This window comes from Streptomyces sp. NBC_01176 (assembly GCF_045039825.1).
GTDB lineage: Bacteria > Actinomycetota > Actinomycetes > Streptomycetales > Streptomycetaceae > Streptomyces.
This window is the reverse complement of the sequence record NZ_CP108600.1, coordinates 9,562,360-9,582,028: the sequence shown is the minus strand read 5'-3', so window position 1 is coordinate 9,582,028 and position 19,669 is coordinate 9,562,360. Positions and strand designations below refer to the sequence as shown.

Here is a 19,669-nt window from a genome sequence, read left to right as displayed (position 1 = left end):
GATCCCGTTCCCCGGCACCGGCCACAGGAGTCAGTTCTGCCGGGCGTGCACAGGGTTGTTCGCGACCTCGTCGGGGCACTTGCCGCGCCGGTGGCGATGCCGCCGGTCGCGCCGCCAGTCGAACGTGGCGAGGGCCAGGCAGGCCACCATGCCGACGAGCGCGGTGACCAGCGCGGCGACGAGGGCGCCGCGATAGTCGTCGCTCCTGTGCAGCCTCAGGTAGAAGAGGCCGGGCAGGGCGGCGGTGCCCACCGCGGCGCCGAGCCGCTGCCCCGTCTGCAGGGCCCCGCCCGCGGCACCCGCCATGCGCACGGGTACGTCCCGCAGGGTCATGGTGATGTTCGGAGAGACCACGAAACCGCCGCCGACGCCGCCGAGGAACAGGGCCGGGGCGGCGACCCAGGGCGCGATGTCCAGGGAGACGAAGCGGAGCAGCAGCGCCGTGGTCCCCAGGCCGACGATGACGCCCGTCAGACCGGCCACGGTGAGGAGGCGGCCGTACCGTTCCACCATGCGGCCGGCGACCACCGCCGCGACCGCCGAGCCGAGGGCGAAAGGGGTCACGGCGAGGCCGGAACGGAGCGGTGAGAAGTGGAGTCCGTGCTGGTAGAAGAGAGCGAAGACCAACCAGATACCGCTGAAGCCCACGAAGTAGAGCGTGGCCACGCCGGCGCCCACGGCGTAGCCACGCACGGTGCTGAACAGACGCAGATCGAGCAGCGGCTCGTTGCCGGAGGCGACCAGGCGGCGCTGCCACAGGACGAAGCCGACGAGGACCACGACGCCGACAGGGAACAGCCACCACACGTGACCGATGCCGCCGGAGTCCGCCTGCACCAGCGGATACATGAGCGCGAGGACGCCGAATCCGAGGAGCAGGACGCCGACCACGTCCACCCGCCCACGCCCGGAGCGCTGGATCCGGGGCAACAGGCGACGGCCGAGCAGCACGGCGAGAATTCCTATGGGGACGTTGACATAGAAGATCCACCGCCAGCCCGTGGGCCCGGATGCCAGGGCGAGGATGGCGCCGCCGGTGATGGGGCCGGCGGCGGAGGAGATGCCGACGGTCGCGCCGAAGAAACCGAAGGCCCGACCGCGTTCGGCGCCGCGGAACATCTGCTGGATGAGCGCGGAGTTCTGGGGGGCCATGAAACCGGCCGCCAGTCCCTGGGCGAGACGGGCCACCACCAGCAGCATGATGCCGGGAGCCGCGCCGCAGGCCGCGCTGAAGATCACGAAGCCGCTGAGGGCCAGCAGGAAGATGCGACGCCGGTCCAGGGCGTCGCCCAGGCGCCCAGCGGTGACCAGGGCGAGGGCGAAGGTGAGGGCGTACCCGGACACCACCCACTGCACCTGCGCGGGTGAGGCGTGCAGATCACGTTGGATGGTGGGGAGGGCGACGGCCACGATGGTCACGTCCAGCAGACTCATGAAGCCGGCCACCAGCGTGACCCACAGGGCCCGCCATCGCCGCGGATCGGGCTCGAACCCGGCCTCCCCGGATCCCGGCTTCCGGCCGCCGGCCGCTGACGTGGACGGTGTCACCTGGGCTCCTTTCACCTGGGGGATGCGAGTTCCCCCAGCGGCGCACGAGCACATACCCAGTGTCTATCCCGAGCCGCTTGCGCGCGTAGGCCGAGAGCCCGTCGAGGTGACCACGTCAGGAGCGGCGACGGCGTCGCCAGGGTCCGGCGACGGGATCGTGGGCCGTCCTGGCGCCTTGGCTCAGCGGGCCTGGCCCAGGTGCCTCAACCCGTTCTCCAACAACGCGAACGCATGTTCCGCGTCCGCCACCGCACCCGCGTGGCGCGCGTCGGCCGGCTCTCCGCACGCGACGCGCTCCGCGTTGTCCTGCGCCAGCGCCCAGTGGACCCCGACGATCTGGACGGCGGCCAACCGCGCGGTGAGTTCCGGAGTGTCCGCCGTTTCCCGCAGTGCCTGAGCGAGTGCTCGTTCGGAACCGGCCTTGAACCGTTCCATCCGGGCGACCAGCGAGGGCGCGTCGAGGATCATCTGGTGGACCCTCCGCACCTGGGGGTGATCGTTGAGTCCGGTGATCGGATCCCGCTCGCGCAGACCCCGCAGGAAATGCTCGCGCAGTGCGGTCAGCGGGGCGGTGCCGGGCGGGCGGGCCCTCACGACTCTTGCGATCTCGGTCTCGTGGTCGGCGAGGCGGTGCACCACGAGGTCCTCCTTCGCCGGGAAGTAGGCGAAGACCGTGCGTTTGGACACCTCGGCCGCCTCGGCCACCTGGGCCACCGAGACCTGGTGGAAGCCGTGCTCCAGGAACAGCGTGATCGCCGCGTCGGAGATCGCCGCGTGGGTCCGCTGCTTCTTCCGTTCCCGTAGCCCTGGCTTGTCGTCCACGGTCCCCACCGTAACAGATTGCTGCCCCGGGACTATTTCTGCACCTGGTATACATTTACTCCGAGTCGAGAAATGGGATGGAGTGAGGGCGTTGACGGTGAGCGAGACCGAGGTCGTGGTCGCGGGCGCGGGACCGACCGGACTGATGCTGGCGTACGAACTGACCCTGGCAGGGGTCGAGACGCTGGTGATGGAGAAGCTGCCCAGGCGCGTCGAGCAGGTGAAGGGCGGCGGGATTCAGCCCCGTACCGCCGAACTACTCGATTCGCGTGGGCTGTTGGAGCCGTTGCTGGAGCGGGCGACGCCGCGTGATCCGGTCGGCGGGCACTTCGCCGCCCTTCCCGTACCCCTGGACTGCTCTCCTTGGAACACCAGGCACCCCTTCCCGATCGCGATTCCCCAGTGGGAGATCGAGGAACTGCTCGAAGAGCGAGCGGTCGCGGCCGGCGCGCGGGTCCTGCGCGGCACAGCCGTCTCGGGTGTGGAGCCCGACGACGACGGGGTGGTCGTGACGGCGGACGGTCTGCGGGTGCGGGCTCGCTGTCTGGTGGCGTGCGACGGCGGACACAGCACGGTACGGAAGCTGCTCGGACTGCCGTTTCCCGGCAGGCCGGGGACCCATCAGGCGGTGTTGGCGGACATCCGGCTCACCACCGCTTCGTCGTCGGTGCCGCGGCAGTTGGAGCACATGAGCGCCCTGATGCGCCGGGCGGGCGAGTACTGGGCCATGCTGGCGCCCCTCGGCGGCGACCGGTACCGGTTCACCTTCGGGCGCGCGGACCAGTCGGACACCTCACGCGACACCTCCGCCGTCCCCCGCGAGGAGATCAGTGCCGCGCTGCGGACCGTGTACGGCCCCGAGACCACCCTCGGCACCGTGGACAACTCGTCCCGGTTCACCGACGCCACAAGGCAGTTGGAGCACTACCGTGCCGGCCGCGTCCTGTTCGCCGGCGACGCCGCACACATCCACCCCCCGCTGGGCGGCCAGGGGCTCAACCTCGGCATGCAGGACTCGTTCAACCTCGGCTGGAAACTGGCCGCGGTCGTCCAGGGCCGGGCACCGAGCAGTCTTCTGGACACGTACCACGCCGAACGGCATCCGGTCGGAGCCCAGGTCCTGCACCACACCTCGGCGCAGCGCGTCCTGGCGGACCCGAACCCGAGCGAGGACGTGGCCGCCCTGCGCGACATCTTCGTCGACCTGCTGAGACTGCCGGACGCCAACCGCCACGTCGCGGGACTGATGTCCGGCCTCTCGCTGCGTTACGAGTTGTCCGGCGGGCATCCGCTCACGGGGCACCGCATGCCGGATGCCGACCTGGTCACCGACGCCGGCCCCACCCGGCTGTCGACGTTGTTCGGCGCGGGCCACGCCGTCCTGCTCGATCTGGCCGGTGCCGTCCCGACGGACCTCGGCCTTCCCCCGCGAGTCGACCTCGTCCGCGCCACCTGCACGGACGATCTGGGCGCCGCTGCCCTGCTCGTGCGTCCCGACGGCTACATCTGCTGGGCCACGGACGGCTCCGCCGCCCACGACGACACCCTGCTCGCCGCCATCGCCGACAACCTCGCGACGGCGCACTGAGCCCGGGTGTCCATCCTGGCCGGCCGCAACGAGCTGATCTGGTCCTCTGCCGTCCCCTGTCCCTGGGGAAACAATCATGGTCTCGGCCTCGGTGGAGTTGCCGTAGACTGATCCTACCGACGCGGGGTGGAGCAGCTCGGTAGCTCGCTGGGCTCATAACCCAGAGGTCGCAGGTTCAAATCCTGTCCCCGCTACTGAAACGTGAGGGGCCGGCACCATGTGCCGGCCCCTCACGTGCGTCCGGTCGCCTAGAAGGAGAGACGGTCCGCCATCAGTTTGGTGAAGCGGGCCGGGTCCTTCAGCGCGCCGCCTTCCGCGAGAAGTGCCATGCCGTAAAGAAGTTCCGCGATGTCGGCGAGCCCCGCCTCCGCCCCGTCCTCTCGCTCGGTGTGGGCCTTGTTGAGCCCGTTGACCAGGGAGTGGCCGGGGTTGAGTTCGAGGATGCGCTTGGTGTGCGGGATGTCCTGCCCCATGGCGCGGTAGATGTTCTCCAGGGCCGGAGTGATGTCGTGCGTGTCCGATACGAGGCAGGCCGGCGAAACCGTGAGTCGGGTGGACAGCCGAACCTCCTTGATGTCCTGGCCGAGTTGCTCGGTCATCCAGGTCAGGAGCCCCGAGTACTCTCTCCGCCGGCTCTCGCGCTCCTCCTCGGTCTCGTCGGTGTCCGGTTCCCCGCTGCCGAGGTCGACCTCACCCTTGGTGATGGACCGCAGCTGCCTGCCGTCGAATTCGGGGACCGCGGTGACCCAGACCTCGTCGATCGGGTCGGTCAGAAGCAGTACCTCGACGCCCTTGGCTCGGAAGGCCTCCATGTGAGGGGAGTTCTCGATGGCTTCCCTGGAGTCACCGGTCAGGTAGAAGATCTCCTCCTGGCCTTCCTTCATGCGTTCGACGTACTGCGCCAGGGTGGTCGGTTCCTGCGCGGAGTGGGTCGAGGGGAACGAGCACAGGGCGAGGATGGCGTCGCGGTTCTCGTGGTCGTCGAGCAGGCCTTCCTTCAGGGCCCTGCCGAACTCCCGCCAGATGGTCGCGTAGCTCTCCGGGGCGCTGGCCCTCAGGTCCTTGATCGTGGACAGGACCTTCTTCGTCAGGCGCCGGTGCATCCTCTGGATGTGCCGGTCCTGCTGCAGGATCTCGCGGGAGACGTTCAGCGAGAGGTCCTGTGCGTCGACGATGCCCTTGACGAAGCGAAGGTAGGGCGGCAGGAGTTGCTCGCAGTCGTCCATGATGTGCACGCGCTTGACGAACAGTTGGAGGCCGCGGCTGTGGCCTTGTGTGAACAGGTCCTGCGGAGCGTGTGAGGGGATGAAGAGCAGGGCCTGGTACTCGAAGGTCCCTTCCGCCTGCAGGCGGACGGTCTCCAGCGGGGGGAGCCAGTCGTGGCTGATGCGCTTGTACAGCTCGTGGTACTCCTCGTCTGACACCTCCTCCCGCGCTCGGGCCCACAGCGCCTTCATCGAGTTCACGGTCTCGAACGCGGCCGAGGCCGGCTCGGCGTCGGCGCCTTCGTCGGCCTGTTCCGCGGCCGCGGTGGTCTGGGCGGCCATTCGGATCGGCCAGGTGATGAAGTCCGAGTACCGCTTGATGATCTCTCGGATCTTCCAGGCCTGCGTGTAGTCGTTGAGCTGGTTCTCGACATCCACGGGCTTGAGGTGCAGGGTGACCGTTGTCCCCTGGGGCGCCTCGTCAAGGGCCTCGACCGTGTACGTGCCTTCGCCACGGGAGATCCAGCGGGTGCCCTGGCTCTCGCCCGCGTGCCGGGTCAGCACGGTGACCTCGTCGGCCACCATGAAGGCCGAGTAGAAACCGACACCGAACTGGCCGATCAGGCCCGCCGCGGCATCCGCGTCGTCGGTCTCCTTCAGCTCCCGCAGCAGTCTCGCGGTACCGGAACTGGCGATCGTGCCGATGAGCTGGACGACGTCCTGGTGCGACATGCCGATACCGTTGTCCCGCACCGTCAGCGTCCTCGCCTGCGCATCGGCCTCGACGCTGATGTGCAGATCGGACACGTCCGCCCCCAGCGCCTCATCACGCAGGGCCGTAAGACGCAGCTTGTCCAGCGCGTCCGAGGCGTTGGAGATCAGCTCCCGGAGAAACACATCCTTGTTCGAGTAGATCGAATGGATCATCAACTGCAGCAGTTGACGGGCTTCCACCTGGAACTCGTGGGTCTCGGCCGACATAGCGTGCGAATCCTCCAAGGTCATTGACGGCACTACGGCTAGTGCACTCTAACCTCGCCGTTTCCGTCGACGCGCCGAGACGTACCGATCGCCAACTGCCGTGCGGACAAGGTGATTCCCCCGCGTACGCCGCCTCCGTGCGACTACGGGTCTTCACCCGGACCCACGGCGCCTGGAAGGAATCCGACCGGGTCACCGTGGGCGAGGCCGACGGATGGTTCTGGTACCCGATCACGGGCAGCGGTGCCGTCTGCGCGTTCGGAGTTCGGTGACGGCGACCGCGGTGGGTCTGCCGGGTTCGGCCTGGAGGGTCAGGCGGCGGTGTCCGGTTCGTTGGGTGCGGAGGTGCGGGCCTGGTCGGTGAGGGGTTCGGTCGACCACGTCGCCAGGAACCGTAGGGCGGTTTCGGAGGAGGACCCCGGTGCGGTGCTGTAGATGAAGAGGGTCTGATCGCTGTCGCCGGGCAGAGCGAGGGCTTGGTAGGTGACGGCGAGGTCCCCGGCGACGGGATGGTGGTAGCCCTTGGTCCCCTCGGTTCGCTCATGGACCCTGCGCTCTGCCCAGTGCGCGCGGAAGTGCTCGCTGCGGACGGCGAGTTCACCCACCAGGACGCCCAGCCGGGGGTCATCGGGGTGCCGGCCCGCGTCCATACGCAGCATGGCGGCGGTGTCCGCGGCGACGGTCTCCCAGTCCGCGTACAGCTCGCGGGCGGCGGGCGCGAGGAAGACGAACCTGGCCTGGTTGCGTTCGTCCGCGGGCATGGCGTCGAAGTCGGCGATCAACGCACGAGAGAGCGGGTTGGAGGCCACCACGTCGGTGCGCCGGCCCAGGACGAACGCCGGGCAGTACGCGGCATCCAGGGTGGTCAGCAACTGGCGCACGGCCGGGCTGACCTGCTCGGCCGGTGAGGACCCGGACCGCCGCGCCTGGACGGGACGCCTCCGCGCGAGATCAAACAGGTGCTCACGCTCGGTGTCGTCCAGACGCAATGCTGTCGCCAGGGACTCGAGGATCTCCGGCGAGGCGGTTCGGCTACGCCCCTGTTCCAGGCGCGTGTAGTAGTCGACGTTGACGCCGGCCACCTGGGCGAGCTCCTCACGGCGCAGTCCCGGGACGCGACGCCGGGTGGTCTTCGGCATGCCCGCGTCCGCGGGATCGAGTCGTGCCCGGCACGAACGGAGGAACTCTCCCAGCTCCACGATCTGGTTCATACCGACATCCTCCGCGACTTCTCCGGGCAGGGGGAGGCGCGAGGGTGGCCGTGATGCACCCAGGAAACAATGGGCCTGCCTGCTCAGCGGCTGTATTCGGCACATTCGGTTCACCGACGACTCGATCGGCCGCGGTCCGTCGGGATCGACCCCGGCTGAACCGTCGAGATCCCGGTGACGGGCCGAAAGGGGATGCCCTTCCCCGGGAATTCCGACCCCCAGCCGAATCGCAGCTCGAGCTCCCCTGATGGCGCGCGACGAAGGCTCTTTTCGCCAGGGCGCGCCGCGTGCTGTGTACGCGGCCGATGAATTCGGTGTCGTCGCTCCGTGTAGTCGGCCGAATCGCCGACATCACCGCCGACAAGCACATGGAGGGCGTCCGCCTCACCCGCTGGATGCTCTCCCCGCTCCCCACCTTCCTCCTGTGGCGCCGGATGAAGCTGTGGGAACTGCGCTCCTACGAACAGGTCATCAAGCTGGAACAGGAGCGGCTGGTCTACCAGGCCCGGCTGCGCTCCCGCTTCGGCCGGGCCTGGCGCCGCAAGGCCCCGGTGGAGTCCCTGATGCCGCTGCGATGCGGCGGCGAGCATGTCCTGTTTCACCGGCTCGGAGGCCTGAGCTCGAAGCCACGGCCCGACGGTGTTGACGAGGAACGCGGCAGCCATCGGGCGCGCGTGCCCGGCCCCGAACTCGTCGAGGATGTCCGCGATGCGCTTCGTCATGGACCGGAGGCGGCCCAAGGTGGACCTGGACAGTGGCGTCGAGGACATGACGCTGTCCGTCCTGGAGTGGCTTGGCGAGCAGGGGGTCGGTGCCATGATCCGGGTTGATGCAGAGCGCATGCGTGACGGTCAGCCAGCGTAGACACTCGCCGCTCTTGGTGGGCCGCTGGACGGTGGGCGCCTGGTGGTCTTGCTCACGTCGTAGTGGCAGGCCCGCGGTTTTTCGAACCAAGCGGCCCTCTAGGTGCGGGAGTTGATGGCTTCGGTACACGGGTCGGACAGTGCAGGTGCGGTCGGAAGTTCCAAAACCCCCGGCGGACGGGGGCCGGGGTGAGCCGGCCAGGCTCGGCGGGCTTCTCCCATGGCCGCCGCATGTCAGCGACGGCCCCGCGCAGGAGGCGGATCTGGGTGTGCGCGGCGATAACAGCCAGGTCCAGCGCTCGCTGGCCTCGGGGGTTCGCAACTTCGGAGGGGACCACCCGAGGGTCTGTTTCATCAGCCTGAAGAGGTGCTCGATGTCAAACCTCCTCAGGAAATCCCGCCAGCGCACATCGACGTCCTCACTGTTCAGGCTGGTGGCGGACGACCACAGCCACAACGGGAGCGGGTCGCCTCCGCCGGGCAGGCGGTCGACCTGGAGGCGGATCAGCGTGCCCGCGACGACGGGGAGTTCGCCGGTGTGGTCGATCCATGCGGAGCGGGTGGTCAGGCCTCGGCATTCCGAGACCTCAACGCCGTGACAGCGGGGCTCACTCTCAACCGGAGATCCGGAAGCATCGAGAGCACAGTGAACCGCATCAAGAGGATCAAGAGGCAGCTCCACGGCCATGGCGGATGTGAACTGCTCCGCAAGATAATCCTGCTCCAGTAGCACTCCGAGCCCGTAGAAGACCTCCGCCAGAACCGAGACCGACAGCGGCCAGAGAGGCCGACCGGGGGCGTGTCGGTGCCGACGGACATAATTCGAGCTGTGGACCTGAGACCAGAGTTGCTGCCGCCGCCCGTGAGCCGGCAACGGCTGGACGAGCTGTGCGCCGAGGTAGAGCGGATCACGGAGCTGCTGGTCGCCCGCCCGGAGGCGGCAGGCGAGGCGATCACGGGCTTCAACGCGATGACGGGTCACGACTACGTGGCCCTCGACTTCGCCGAGTACGACGGAAGCAGGAGCCTGGAGGAGTTCGCGAGGGAAGCGGCCCGGCCGGCGCGCCCCGTGGTTGCGGACATCACCCGGGACGAGCTCATTGAGATCGTTCGCAGACTCCTTACTCTTTCTGAGGAGAGCGCCTACTATCTGCGGCTCTTGGAGGCAAACGTGTCGCATCCGCGAGTGAGTGACCTGGTCTTCTGCCCCTCGGGCGGCCTTCAGGACGCGTCTGCGGAGCAGATTGTCGATCAGACCCTGAAGTACCGGCCGATCGCGCTCTGAGCTGCGCGGGAACTCAACTGGCCGTGGCATGTTGTTCGGCGCGGACACGGGTGCTGACGCGGTGGCAGGTGCCGGTGCCCGTTGCGGCCAAGTTCTTCATTTTCCCTTTCGAATCGAAGACCAAAGGCCACCGCATGATCTCCCGGGGCACAGCCCTTGGCGACCAAGCGGTGGCCGTTACGCTATCTGCCTGCCTGGCTTCGGCTACGACCTTTGGGGTCGGATCGTCAGAAGGTGAGGCTCCAGCGCTGGAGATGGCCCGGGTCCCAGGAGCTGTAGATGCCCGGGGTGCCGTCGGTGACGCGCAGCTTCCAGGTGCCGACCTTCGTGACCGCCGAGGCGTCGACCGTGTAGGTCTCATGCAGCTCGGGCACGGGCTCCCAGCCCGGTCCCCAGGGCTTGACGGGAATGACGGTGCCGTCCGGGCCGATCAGGTCGATGATCATGAAGTTGCTGAACGGGTGGTCGAGGTCGACCGCGACCTTGAGGTCACTCGGGGCATGGCCTGGCTTCCCCTGGACGATCAGCGGGGACTCTGCCTTGCTCTCGAAGGGGATCAGATATGTGCTGGGGTTGACGAAGAAGCGCCCGCCGGATTCAAGCGAGGTCCAGGTGAACGAGAGCTTCCGGGTGTCCCCGACCGCGTTCCTGATGACGATGGCCGTCTTGTAGTCGCCGGCCTTCTTGGGCGTGCCGGTGATCAGGCCGGTGGTGTGGTTGATCGACAGGCCGAGGGGGAGCTTCTTGGCGGAGTAGGTCAGCGGCCCCGGCTGGGTGCTGGAGGCGCTGAACTGGCGGCTGACCGGCTGGCCGACAGCCACCGGCTCAGTCGGCGGCGGCTCCACGGCGATGTGGTTGACGAAACGGTTTCCGACGTTGGCGGCCGCCCAGGCGTTGGCAACGGCCTCGTAGGCGTGGCTTTGCGAGCCGTAGAGGTCGGCGGCGGCCTGGAGCGTCGCGGTCCGGGCGCCCGCATAGTCGCTGGTGCTGGTCATGTAGACGGTGAGAGCGCGGTACACCACGTCGGCTGCGGCGGTCCGTCCGATCCCCGCCACCGGCAGATTGTCGTATGTGGGGCTGTCGTAGTCCACGCCGTTGATGGTCTTCTGCCCGCTGCCCTCGGCAAGCAGGTAGAAGAAGTGGTCGCCCACCCCGGCCACCATGTGTGGTTCTTGCGACTTCGCCTGCGGCGTCCAGTAGTCCAGGGGCGCGTAGCCGACGGAGCTGATGCCGGCCTTGGAGGGACGGTCCATGTAGCGGATGGGCTTGCCGTCGCCGTGCAGGTTGTCGAGCTCGGCCATCGTGTAGTCGGGTACGTCGTTCGGGTTGTCGGCGTAGAACTCGACGGCGGCGGCCATCATGTCGCTGATCGCCTCGTTGAGGCCCGGAGATTCACCGAAGTCGCCCAGACCGGCTGTGGAGGAGGTGACTCCGTGCGTCATCTCGTGCGCGGCGATGTCCAGGGACGTCACCGGATGCTGGCCGTCCGCGCCGTCGCCGTAGCTCATGCAGAAGCAGCCGTCCTGCCAGTTGGCGTTGGCGAGGGGGACCCCTTGCTGCGATTCGTAGTGGACTCGGGAGGAGCTGCCGCGGCCGTCGTCGGCTATGCCGTTGCGGCCGAAGCGGTCGTTGTAGAAGTCCCACGTCGTTTGCGCGCCGTATGCCGCGTCCACCGCCGCGGTCTGGGGATTCGCCACCGTCCCGTCGCCCCAGACATCGTTGTCAGCAGTGAACAGCACCCCGTTGGAGTTGACGCTCGAGTCGAGTGTCCGGTGGCCACCGTGCTCCGGGTCGATCAGGGCGTAGGTGCCGTCATCCTGGCGAGTGGAGCCGATCGTGACCTGCCCGCTGTAGAGGCTGTTGCCCTGCGCGGACTCGACGTGTTCGGAGTTCTCAAGGGTGGTTCCGCTCGCGGCGTCGGTCACGACGTGACGTTCACTCGGGGATCCGTCCTGCTGCACGCCGGTGACGACGGTCTCCCAGGCCAGCTTCGGCCGGCCGTCCATCATCCAGACGACCTGTCTGGGGGCCGTGTGCGAACCCGCTCTGCGGGTGCCCTTCGAAGTCGCCTTGCTCAGGGCCGACTTCTTCGCCGCGGCGGCCGGCACCTTGGCCGTGGTCGTCGGCAGGGTCAGCTTCGTCTTGGTTGCGTAGGTGACGGTGCGGGCCCCTTGCCTCTGATGGACCACCAAGTCACCGCCGATCGCGGGCAGGCCGGCGTAGGTTCGCTCGTAGCGGGTGTGAACCGTTCCGTCGGCGTCCCGGATCACGTCCTTCGGGATCAGTTCCTCGTGGGGGCCGAGATTCAGTGAACGGGCGGTGTCCGGTGCCGCGTTGGCCGCCTGGTCGAGCAGCTGCCCACGCTGTCCGGGCGACAGGTGAACGGTCCTGGCCTCAGGCCTGGGTGTCGCTTTGACCTGTGGGAGCGCTCCCAATTTCCGAGTGTTCCCGGATGCGTTGGCAGTGGACTCGGCGCCCGCCGAGGCGGGCAGGGCTGAGAACGCAAGTGCTGCGGTCGTGATCGCCACGGTGGCGGCCAGACGCCGTCTGCGTCGGTGCGAACCCTGTGGGGACGCAGCCCTGTTGCTGGTGGAATTCAATCCCGGGTCCTTCCGTTCGGCCGTCGGTCGATGTCGACGGCCGTTGAACAAGGAGGCTGGAGGCCACGGTGCCTCCGACTGCGGTTGCAGCGGGAGTGATCGTGACAGCAGGAAGGGCCTCTGCAAAAGATTCGTATGGATCATGAACAGATCTTTACCTAGGAGACTTTGATCATTTTCGATCAGTTTCAGATGTCATGTCAGTCCTGTCTGACGTCCTGTCCGTCAGGTGGCGGCTCGAACAGCCGATTCCCCCGAGCCACGCACGAGCCATCTCAAGGTCTGCCCCGTAATTGCTGGTCAGGGGCGAGATACTCGTGTCATGACAGGAGTCGTCAGGATGTCGGGCCACCCCGGAAACACCCCCAGCGGCCTCTCTGTCGGTCTCGTTCGACTGCTCGGCGAAGCGGCGGATCAACTCCTCGAAGATGTAGCAAGCACCGACAGGTCGTCGTGTTCACCCACGACACCCGGCTCCAGCGGGCCTTCACGAGCCAGGAGTTGCCGGTGGCGGTGTTCCAGGTCGAACGGAGCAAGGCCTCGAAGGTGAAGGTCGAGCGAGTGACCGACCCGGTCGCGCAGGCAATCGCCGACGCGATGGCCATCGTCCGCACTCCGAACCTGCCGCTACCGGCCCGGACCCATGTGCTGCCCAGCCTGTGCCGGATCGCCCTGGAGAACGCCTTCGTCGAGGCGGCCGGGATCCAGCACCACCGCACCGGGGGCTCCGAGCATGATCTGCATGCCGCCGTAGCCAGCGCCGACAAGCTGCTGAAGATGGCCGCACTGGCCCTGTTCGCCGACGCCGACCGCACCGACAAGGTGTATCGGGAACTCCGCACCCGCTGCGGACCGCGCGCGCGGCGGACCTCCTCAGACAGTGCCAGAACGGCGCCCACGCGACGGGAACGCGGATCGCCGATGCTCACCGCTTCGTGGACGAGATCGAGGATCTCGCGCAGATGGTGCGTACGGCAGGGGTGGCCAAGTGACGACGAGCCCAGGCACCACCGTCGAAGAACTGCTGCTGACAGCAGACCTGTTGCTCTCCGACCCCAGCGTCGGGGCGACGGCGGCCGGCCGGTACCGCGGCGCCTCCCTCGCGTTGCGGACCGCCCTCGAGATCGCCGTCGACCGCACGCTCGACGCAGCCGGTGCCCGGGCTTGCCGGCATCACCACGCGGGCCAAGGTGCTCTGCCTGCGCTGTTACACCGTCGCGACGACCGCCCGCCGCACCAACGCCGTCTGGTCGCATCTCTGCCTGGGGTGTCACTACCACCAGTACGAGATCGGTCCCACCCGGGACCAGGACCGCGCGTGGCGGGCGGAAGTCGGCCCACGGGTCGAGGAATTGAGCCGCTGACCAGGATTACTGAGCTTGTAGGTGTGGTGTCGTCAGCTTGAGCCTGGTCTCGGTGAGGCAGCCGTCGATGATGTCGCTGCGGTATTGGATCTGGCGGAGACCGTGTCGGAGCGCGCGGATGAGGTGCTCGGGGTCGGTGAAGGCGGTGTTGGCCTGGCTGCTGCGGCGGAGCAGTGACCAGATGCCCTCGACGGGGTTGAGGTCGGGTGCGTAGGGCGGCAGGCAGTAGACGGTGATCCAGTCCGTGGCGTCGATGAAGGCCCGCATGCGGTGGTCTTTGTGGACGCTCAAGTTGTCCCAGATGAGGACGATCGGACCGTCGAGCTGCTGGTGGGCGGCGATAAGAAGGTTCAACCGCCAGCACGAGCCGACCGTCCGCTGCCCGTGGCAACGGCACCCCAGCCAGGTCCCGGCGCAGCCGGGCCACGTCGATCCGGCCCTGGTTGAGTCCGCCGTACAGGGCTCCGTGCCCACGGCGGTGCTCGGGAGCGAGCGCTAGATCGACCAGCGTTCGCACCGGCCCGTCCGTGCAAGGCGAGCACGCTGGCGGAGGTCTTCACGCTCTGCGCGTCGATCAAGCAGGCCGACGGTTCAGCCTCCCGGCCCTCCTACTGTCGTAAGAGTTGCCCGAGCAGGCCATTGAGCTGGGCGAACACACCTTCCTGCTTGGCGAAGTAGCCGTAGACCGTGTTCCAGTGCGGAAAGTCATACGGGAGGTAGCGCCATTGAACGCCGGTGCGGTCCACATACAAGATCGCGTCCATGATGTCGCGCAGGTCATGCTCGGGCGGCCGGCCGAAGCCCAGAGCTCTGCCACGGCGCTCGAAGCGCCAGGCCGCCAGGACCGGCTCGACCAACTCCCAGCGGGCATCGGACAGGTCACTCGGCTACGCACGACGTTCCGTCATGGCCTGGGCATATCGCGGCCCGGGGGCGTGCGCCCAGGCGTGCATCCTGCCGCGTCGAAGCACGGAACAGACCCGGGCGTCCTGGAATGAGACTGGCGCAAAGCGACCTCGGTCCCATCGGTCACACCGTCCGCCCCGCCAAACAGAAGCGCCACCACAGCCTCACCAGCAACACATCGACAGACAGAGCAAACCAACCCAGAGCGCCGTACTCAAGATGAAAACGACCTCTCAGTACCTGTTTTGAGACACCAGAACGCCGGGATGGCTGACACCAATATCAACCTCGCGCGACCGCGCAATATACGGTCGTTGCCCAAGGACACCATCGAAGTTCAAACCCGGAGGCGCCCGTCCCGGGGAGGCCGGGCCACCGGCAACAGGGGGAGACAGCATGGCGTACAAGATGCGGCGAGCAGTTCTCTGCGGGGCAGCGCTCATGTTGGCCTCGGCGGGGCTGGCAACGGGGGCTGGCAACGCGAGCGCTACGACCGCTGCAGTGACGGTCTTCCATCAGAAGTGCGAATTGCCGATCGCCGGGGATTACGAGAGCGTTGTCTACGACCAGGACAATCACTACGTCGGCCTTGCGGAGTTCGTTGCAAACGGGGACAAGATGGAGGCTGTCGACCCCCGCAGCGACGGCTACTACGTAGTCGCCCACCTCGGCACCGGAGGCACCGGGCGGACCGCCAGCACGCAGGGGAAGGGCACCTACTCCGGTTGGGCCACCGGCGACCTGCCGGAAAACCACACTTACTACATGTATGTCGAAATGCACGAGGCCAACGGCTCCGCCTCCACGAGCCTGCCCTCCTGCAAGGTCACGTCCTAGCCATACAACCACCAGGTTCCGGCGTGCCACTCCAACGGCGGGGCGCGCTGGAACGCCCTTGAGTCGGAGATCTGGCGCAGGGCCTGGACTTGATCGCCATTACGAAGTGTCGGTCTACGGTCTCAGGAGATGCTTGACCCTTTGTGCTCTGGAGACGCTTGACACGTTCGGCTGAACCTTCGCCGCCTCCCAACTGCTGGTGCGTCAGTGTGCTTCTGTCGGAATCGTGAATGTGCAGCAGTTGGCCGAGTACCGCTACCGGGCTGTCCGCGAGGTGCTCGGCGGGTCTCCGAACGGTGAGGTCGTGCACATGCCCAGCACCCCGACCGCCACGTACAGGAGCGAGTCGCGTGCGAATTTCATGTCCAGGATTATCCCCATCCGGGTCGTGACGCACGGACTGATCACAAGGTTGCATACGGCAGCGCCAGACCGTCTCCCACCGAACGGCGCGCGAGCCGGGCCCCTGATCCGACCCCGGGGTCCGGCTCATCACCGGTCGAACTCGATGTGCTCGACGCCGGTGAACTCCACCTCAGGCCGTGAACGTGCGCAGACCCTGCTGCACGAAGACAACGGCTACAGTCACCGGCTCGCCGTGCAGCTCGCGCGGGAACACGGCGGCATCGCGCACGGTCGGCAGCGCGCCGTCGACAACGCCTGCGGAGGTGTCCGCGGGAGAGATCGGCAAGGGCTTTGAGGTCTCGAAAGACACGCTGGTCGCGGTCACGGACGCGGAGCTGGAGTCGATGCCGCTGCCGACCGCGAAGGCGATCGAGAGCGTCGCGTTCGAGCCGGCCAACGCGCGCGGGTTCCCAGAATCCTGAACGTTGGTAGGCCGGAACCTGCGTGCCGGTCGATGGCTGCGACGGTCCCGCGCGCGGGTTCCGGCTTAGCTGACGGAATCTGATTTTCCGAGCGTTCGCCGCCCGCATCCAACTGGCTAGCCCGCAACTCTTCAGGTATCGCAGTGCAGCGGTGGGTGACGAAGAAGCCTGGAGCGCGGCGCTCGCCAGGGCCTGCGCAGATCCGGGTGATCGAGGAAGCGGTCCTGGCTCGGTGGCACCCCGGGTCCGTGCTCGCCGACGGGCCCGAGCCGAGGCGGAGGGCTTCGTCTTGCACACCAGGGCGCGGTTCGAATTCGCCGCGCCAGCAGGCTCGTCGGACGATCCGCGGGTGCCATGGATCAGCCAGCATCTGCCGGAAGAGGTGGCCCGTGAGCTGTTCGCCGCCCGCGGGCGAGCAGCAGCAGATGGTGATTCTCGCCCGCGCGCTGAGGCACTCCTACTTCCGCGACGGGGCCTGGCGCGGCCATGGCCTGCATATCGCCTTCACCGACGCCGAGTTCGCCGACTTCTCGATCGGCTGACCTCCCGCCGGGAAGACGCCGGGCAGATGGCCGATCCTGCCAGCGGGGCCGTTCAGCCCCGTGAGGGCTTCTCGGGTATACCCAGCATTGCGTCGCACTTCCTGGCTTCCTGCTGCTCGCGCCAATCCCACTCCACCCGGCTGGCCGGGCCCCTGTCGGCGTGAGGTGGGAGGCTGCGGTGGGCGCAGCCTGGCCGTCTCCGCGGGCGCAGCAGGTGCGTACGGTCTCCGGGCGCGGTGAGCAGTTCCCGGTTCTGGCCGGCCAGGAGGCGGGCGAAGCAGGCCACGGCCCGCAGGAAAACGCGCGTTCAGCCGGGTACGGGTTAGATGGCGCAACCGTCGGTGTAGCGGGCGCGGTCGTGCGGGGCGAGCGTGGGCGCGGCGTCGTCGCAGTCGCGGAGGCGGGCGGTGGCCAGCTGCTGGAGGGACGCGCCGGTGCACAGCGCGGCGGCCGGGACTGCGGCGAGGCGGGGTGGGAGGTCGCCTGCATCACCGAGCCCGGCGACAAACCGCCGCAGCCGGACGGACGCGCCCCGCCATGCGGCGGCCGGCTTCCCGGGCGGTGCGCGGGGCGAGGGGGCCAGGTGGCGGCCGGTGCCGCCAGGCGATCGGCGGCGGCGTGCAGGCAGCAGGCGAGGGGGCGGGGCTGTCGTAGGAGACGAAGCGGTCCAGCGGCGGTGATGGCGTGGTCGGCCGTCTGCAGTGCTTGGTGCAGGGCGGCGGGCAGACGGAGACGGTGGCAGACCACGGTCAGGTGAATGCCGCTTTAACCGCACCCCACGAGTGAAGCCGTCCCAGTGCCCCGCGGCGCGCGAAGGCCGTCCGCGCGGCGGTCCAGAAGCTGAGCTGATCCCGGCTACGAATGGAGCCGATCAACGTCGCCAGGGCGCTGCCGGGACGAATCGCGTACACGGGGCGAGTGGCCGTCGGAGGGATCAGTCTGCCGCCCCAGTCTGCGACAGTCCCGGGGCTGGAACGACCTCGAGTTCGCTGGGGGCGAGCGTGTGGCCGTCGGAGCAGGAGAGTTCCACGTGCACGGGAGCATCGCAGTCTCGGTGCCGCAAGCGAACCGGACCGCCTTCCGTTCCCGGCGTGGCGTGGCGGTCGCCCCACTCCATCAGCGCGAAGTAGGCGATCAGGAGCTCCTGGCCGGGTCCGGTCAGTTCGTAGCGGTCGCGTGTTCGCTGACCCGGCGCCTGATAGGGGGTCCGCCGCAGGAGTCCGACCTCGACGAGTTCTCGTAGGCGCTTGGCCGTGGCGGGTGCGCTCAGCGGGGTGTGGCGGACGAAGTCGTTGAAGTAGGTCGTGCCGTAGAAGGCCTCGCGCAGCACGAACAGATTCGAGGGCGTCCCCAGTACTTCCAGAGCCCGAGCCGCTGAGCAGCGGTGTTCGCTCCAGCTGTCCCGGTCGGTCAGCGAGCCAGTGAGTGCCGACATCACACCATCCCGTCTAGCGAAGCAGCAGACTTATGCTAGCTTAAGCCAGCCCTGACTTGCCTACTGTTAAGTCAGCCCGTATCTGAGCTGGAGGGACTGGCCATGCCGTCACGCACTCTGGAGACCACGCTCGATCATGAGGGGTTCCTGGTCCGGCAGGGACATCGCTCCGGCCTGCCAGTGGTCATCGCCATTCACTCCACTCGCCTCGGACCTGCCGTCGGTGGCATGCGGATCGCTCGATACGACTCCCCGGCCGACGCGCTGGTGGACTGTCTCCGACTGAGCCGCGGGATGACCTACAAGGCTGCCGCGGTCCGCAATGGCACGGGCGGAGGAAAGACTGTCGTCCCGCTCCTGCCCGGGGGCCCTCAGCGCCTGGACGGCCAACTGCGGGAAGCCCTGCTGCTTGATGTCGCCGAACTGGTCCACGATCTGAACGGCGCCTACTACGTGGCCCCCGATGTCGGCACCAGCTCCGCCGACATCCAGCTCATGCGCCGCCGCACCCCTTACGTGGGCGGCTATTCCGCCACAGACGATGGCCTCGGCGCCACCACCTTCGGAACCGCCGCCGGGGTCGAGCACGCGATGAACGCAACCGCCGCACACCTGTGGGGAGCACCCCATCTGCGGGGGCGTGACGTGGTGGTGATCGGATTCGGCGGCGTCGGGCAGGAGCTCACCAAGCGCCTGCTCGCACAAGGCGCTCACGTACGGGCGACCGACGTCGACCCCGAGCGACGCTCGGCCGTAGAAACGTCCGGAGCGCAGTGGGTAGAACTGGACGGTGCCTACACCCTTCAGACCGACATTCTGGCGCCCTGCGCCCTGGGCGGCGCTTTCACCTCCGAGCTGGCCGACTCACTCCGGTGCCGGGCGATCGTCGGCTCGGCCAACAACCAGCTGGCCCACGACGCCGTGGCACAGGACCTGGCCAAGGCACAGATCACCTGGGCACCGGACTTCGTGGCAAACGCCGGCGGGGTCATGTATGCGTCCGGCCTGGAGCTTCACCAACTCACCCCGGCTCAGTCCCTGCAGCGGCTCGCCTCCATCGAGGAAGCCACCACACGGATACTGGAGGACAGTGCGAATGAGGAAACAACACCCCTGGCCGTCGCCTACCGTCTCGCCGAAGACGCCCTGACCGCCGCAGGAGCCCACCAATCGAACGGAGACACCCTCAGTACCACTTGATGCGATACCGAGGAACCCCGGTACGAAGGCTCCACCCGCATCGGATATTTCTCGTTGCACTGTTCATTTCTCTAGCGATATCAGCGTGTGGGATTCCCTCCACCAGTGTGGTTCAGGTGGGCGAGCCTGCGACCGGGATAGATATGCGGAAGATTCGCGTCTACTTCTGGTCGGGCGGGAACCTGACATCACTGCCACGACTTGTCGACACCACAGGAAACGTACAGACCGCGGTCGAGTTGCTGTTCGCTGGGCCGATCGAGGACGAAGCGGCCCGGGTCTCCACAGAGCTTCCTCGACTGGCGGTCGATCCTCTGGCCTTGTCGAGCCATGGCGCCGTGACGATCGCCCTGCCTGAACTGTCCGTTCCTTTGAGTCACGCCGCCATGGACCAACTGGTACGCACCGCTGCGCGCGCCGAGGAAGACATCCATGCACCCAGGACTCGCGAGCCC

The 19,669-nt window shown here is 67.8% G+C and carries 15 protein-coding genes, 1 tRNA gene and 6 pseudogenes; 11 read left to right on the top strand and 11 right to left on the bottom strand.

What is annotated here, in order from left to right; genetic code table 11:
- Positions 1–30: 30 nt before the first annotated feature.
- Entirely contained in the window at positions 31–1,548 is a 1,518-nt protein-coding gene (locus OG199_RS41745) for an MFS transporter (protein ID WP_405834131.1), read from the bottom strand.
- 180 nt (positions 1,549–1,728) lie between these two features.
- On the bottom strand, positions 1,729–2,379 hold the full coding sequence (locus OG199_RS41740) for a TetR/AcrR family transcriptional regulator (protein WP_405834129.1): 651 nt from the start codon (positions 2,377–2,379) through the stop codon (positions 1,729–1,731).
- 82 nt (positions 2,380–2,461) lie between these two features.
- On the opposite strand from OG199_RS41740, the gene OG199_RS41735 reads away from it, so the two are divergent.
- Both OG199_RS41735 and OG199_RS41730 read left to right on the top strand, forming a co-directional pair.
- Positions 2,462–3,958 carry an FAD-dependent oxidoreductase gene (locus OG199_RS41735; RefSeq protein ID WP_405834128.1) on the top strand — a complete coding sequence of 499 codons (1,497 nt, stop codon included), beginning with the start codon at positions 2,462–2,464 and terminating at the stop codon, positions 3,956–3,958.
- A 120-nt stretch (positions 3,959–4,078) separates the two neighbouring features.
- Positions 4,079–4,152 (top strand) — tRNA-Met (locus tag OG199_RS41730).
- Positions 4,153–4,206: 54 nt separating this feature from the next.
- On the opposite strand, the gene htpG is transcribed toward OG199_RS41730, so the two are convergent.
- Positions 4,207–6,144 (bottom strand): molecular chaperone HtpG, encoded by a 1,938-nt coding sequence (htpG, locus tag OG199_RS41725; protein ID WP_405834126.1) that lies wholly within the window; start codon positions 6,142–6,144, stop codon positions 4,207–4,209.
- A 137-nt stretch (positions 6,145–6,281) separates the two neighbouring features.
- Between htpG and OG199_RS41720 the strand changes: the two genes are divergently transcribed.
- On the top strand, positions 6,282–6,416 hold the full coding sequence (locus OG199_RS41720) for a hypothetical protein (protein WP_405834862.1): 135 nt from the start codon (positions 6,282–6,284) through the stop codon (positions 6,414–6,416).
- A gap of 39 nt (positions 6,417–6,455) precedes the next feature.
- On the opposite strand, the gene OG199_RS41715 is transcribed toward OG199_RS41720, so the two are convergent.
- Positions 6,456–7,355 carry a helix-turn-helix transcriptional regulator gene (locus tag OG199_RS41715; RefSeq protein WP_405834124.1) on the bottom strand — a complete coding sequence of 300 codons (900 nt, stop codon included), beginning with the start codon at positions 7,353–7,355 and terminating at the stop codon, positions 6,456–6,458.
- Between the two features lie 305 nt (positions 7,356–7,660).
- On the opposite strand from OG199_RS41715, the pseudogene OG199_RS41710 reads away from it, so the two are divergent.
- Both OG199_RS41710 and OG199_RS41705 read left to right on the top strand, forming a co-directional pair.
- Positions 7,661–7,934, top strand: a pseudogene (locus tag OG199_RS41710) (DUF2637 domain-containing protein); the annotation flags it as partial.
- 129 nt (positions 7,935–8,063) lie between these two features.
- The gene (locus tag OG199_RS41705; RefSeq protein ID WP_356809822.1) at positions 8,064–8,219 is read left to right on the top strand and encodes a hypothetical protein; all 156 of its coding nucleotides are present in this window, start codon (positions 8,064–8,066) and stop codon (positions 8,217–8,219) included.
- Here OG199_RS41705 and OG199_RS41700 read toward each other — a convergent pair.
- Positions 8,207–8,786: pseudogene (locus OG199_RS41700) on the bottom strand (transposase); the annotation flags it as partial. The gene OG199_RS41705 and the pseudogene OG199_RS41700 overlap by 13 nt on opposite strands.
- A gap of 261 nt (positions 8,787–9,047) precedes the next feature.
- Here OG199_RS41700 and OG199_RS41695 point away from each other — a divergent pair.
- Complete coding sequence (locus tag OG199_RS41695) at positions 9,048–9,503, top strand: hypothetical protein (protein ID WP_405834122.1); 456 nt, start codon at positions 9,048–9,050, stop codon at positions 9,501–9,503.
- 227 nt (positions 9,504–9,730) lie between these two features.
- On the opposite strand, the gene OG199_RS41690 is transcribed toward OG199_RS41695, so the two are convergent.
- Entirely contained in the window at positions 9,731–11,938 is a 2,208-nt protein-coding gene (locus OG199_RS41690) for a M4 family metallopeptidase (RefSeq protein WP_405834120.1), read from the bottom strand.
- A 1,319-nt stretch (positions 11,939–13,257) separates the two neighbouring features.
- Between OG199_RS41690 and OG199_RS41685 the strand changes: the two genes are divergently transcribed.
- A complete protein-coding gene (locus OG199_RS41685) occupies positions 13,258–13,467 on the top strand; it encodes a hypothetical protein (protein WP_405834119.1) in 210 nt (69 codons plus the stop codon).
- A gap of 6 nt (positions 13,468–13,473) precedes the next feature.
- Here the strand turns inward: OG199_RS41685 and OG199_RS41680 are convergent.
- The 3 pseudogenes from OG199_RS41680 to OG199_RS41670 form a co-directional block, all read right to left on the bottom strand.
- Positions 13,474–13,827 (bottom strand): annotated as a pseudogene (locus OG199_RS41680) (transposase); the annotation flags it as partial.
- Positions 13,775–13,999: pseudogene (locus OG199_RS41675) on the bottom strand (transposase); the annotation flags it as partial. The pseudogenes OG199_RS41680 and OG199_RS41675, both read right to left, overlap by 53 nt.
- Positions 13,968–14,345, bottom strand: a pseudogene (locus tag OG199_RS41670) (transposase); the annotation flags it as partial. The pseudogenes OG199_RS41670 and OG199_RS41675, both read right to left, overlap by 32 nt.
- A 424-nt stretch (positions 14,346–14,769) precedes the next feature.
- Between OG199_RS41670 and OG199_RS41665 the strand changes: the two are divergent.
- The 3 genes and pseudogenes from OG199_RS41665 to OG199_RS41655 all read left to right on the top strand — a co-directional run bounded on the left by OG199_RS41665 (position 14,770) and on the right by OG199_RS41655 (position 16,579).
- On the top strand, positions 14,770–15,210 hold the full coding sequence (locus OG199_RS41665) for a hypothetical protein (protein ID WP_356809917.1): 441 nt from the start codon (positions 14,770–14,772) through the stop codon (positions 15,208–15,210).
- A 665-nt stretch (positions 15,211–15,875) separates the two neighbouring features.
- Positions 15,876–16,016 (top strand): annotated as a pseudogene (locus OG199_RS41660) (Ku protein); the annotation flags it as partial.
- Positions 16,017–16,426: 410 nt separating this feature from the next.
- On the top strand, positions 16,427–16,579 hold the full coding sequence (locus tag OG199_RS41655; RefSeq protein ID WP_356809481.1) for a terminal protein: 153 nt from the start codon (positions 16,427–16,429) through the stop codon (positions 16,577–16,579).
- A gap of 934 nt (positions 16,580–17,513) precedes the next feature.
- Here the strand turns inward: OG199_RS41655 and OG199_RS41650 are convergent.
- Positions 17,514–18,014 (bottom strand): helix-turn-helix domain-containing protein, encoded by a 501-nt coding sequence (locus tag OG199_RS41650; protein ID WP_356809482.1) that lies wholly within the window; start codon positions 18,012–18,014, stop codon positions 17,514–17,516.
- 102 nt (positions 18,015–18,116) lie between these two features.
- Between OG199_RS41650 and OG199_RS41645 the strand changes: the two genes are divergently transcribed.
- Positions 18,117–19,214, top strand: coding sequence for a Glu/Leu/Phe/Val dehydrogenase dimerization domain-containing protein (locus OG199_RS41645; RefSeq protein WP_405834116.1), 1,098 nt, complete (start codon positions 18,117–18,119; stop codon positions 19,212–19,214).
- A 188-nt stretch (positions 19,215–19,402) separates the two neighbouring features.
- On the opposite strand, the gene OG199_RS41640 is transcribed toward OG199_RS41645, so the two are convergent.
- Entirely contained in the window at positions 19,403–19,648 is a 246-nt protein-coding gene (locus OG199_RS41640; protein ID WP_405834114.1) for a hypothetical protein, read from the bottom strand.
- Positions 19,649–19,669: the final 21 nt, after the last annotated feature.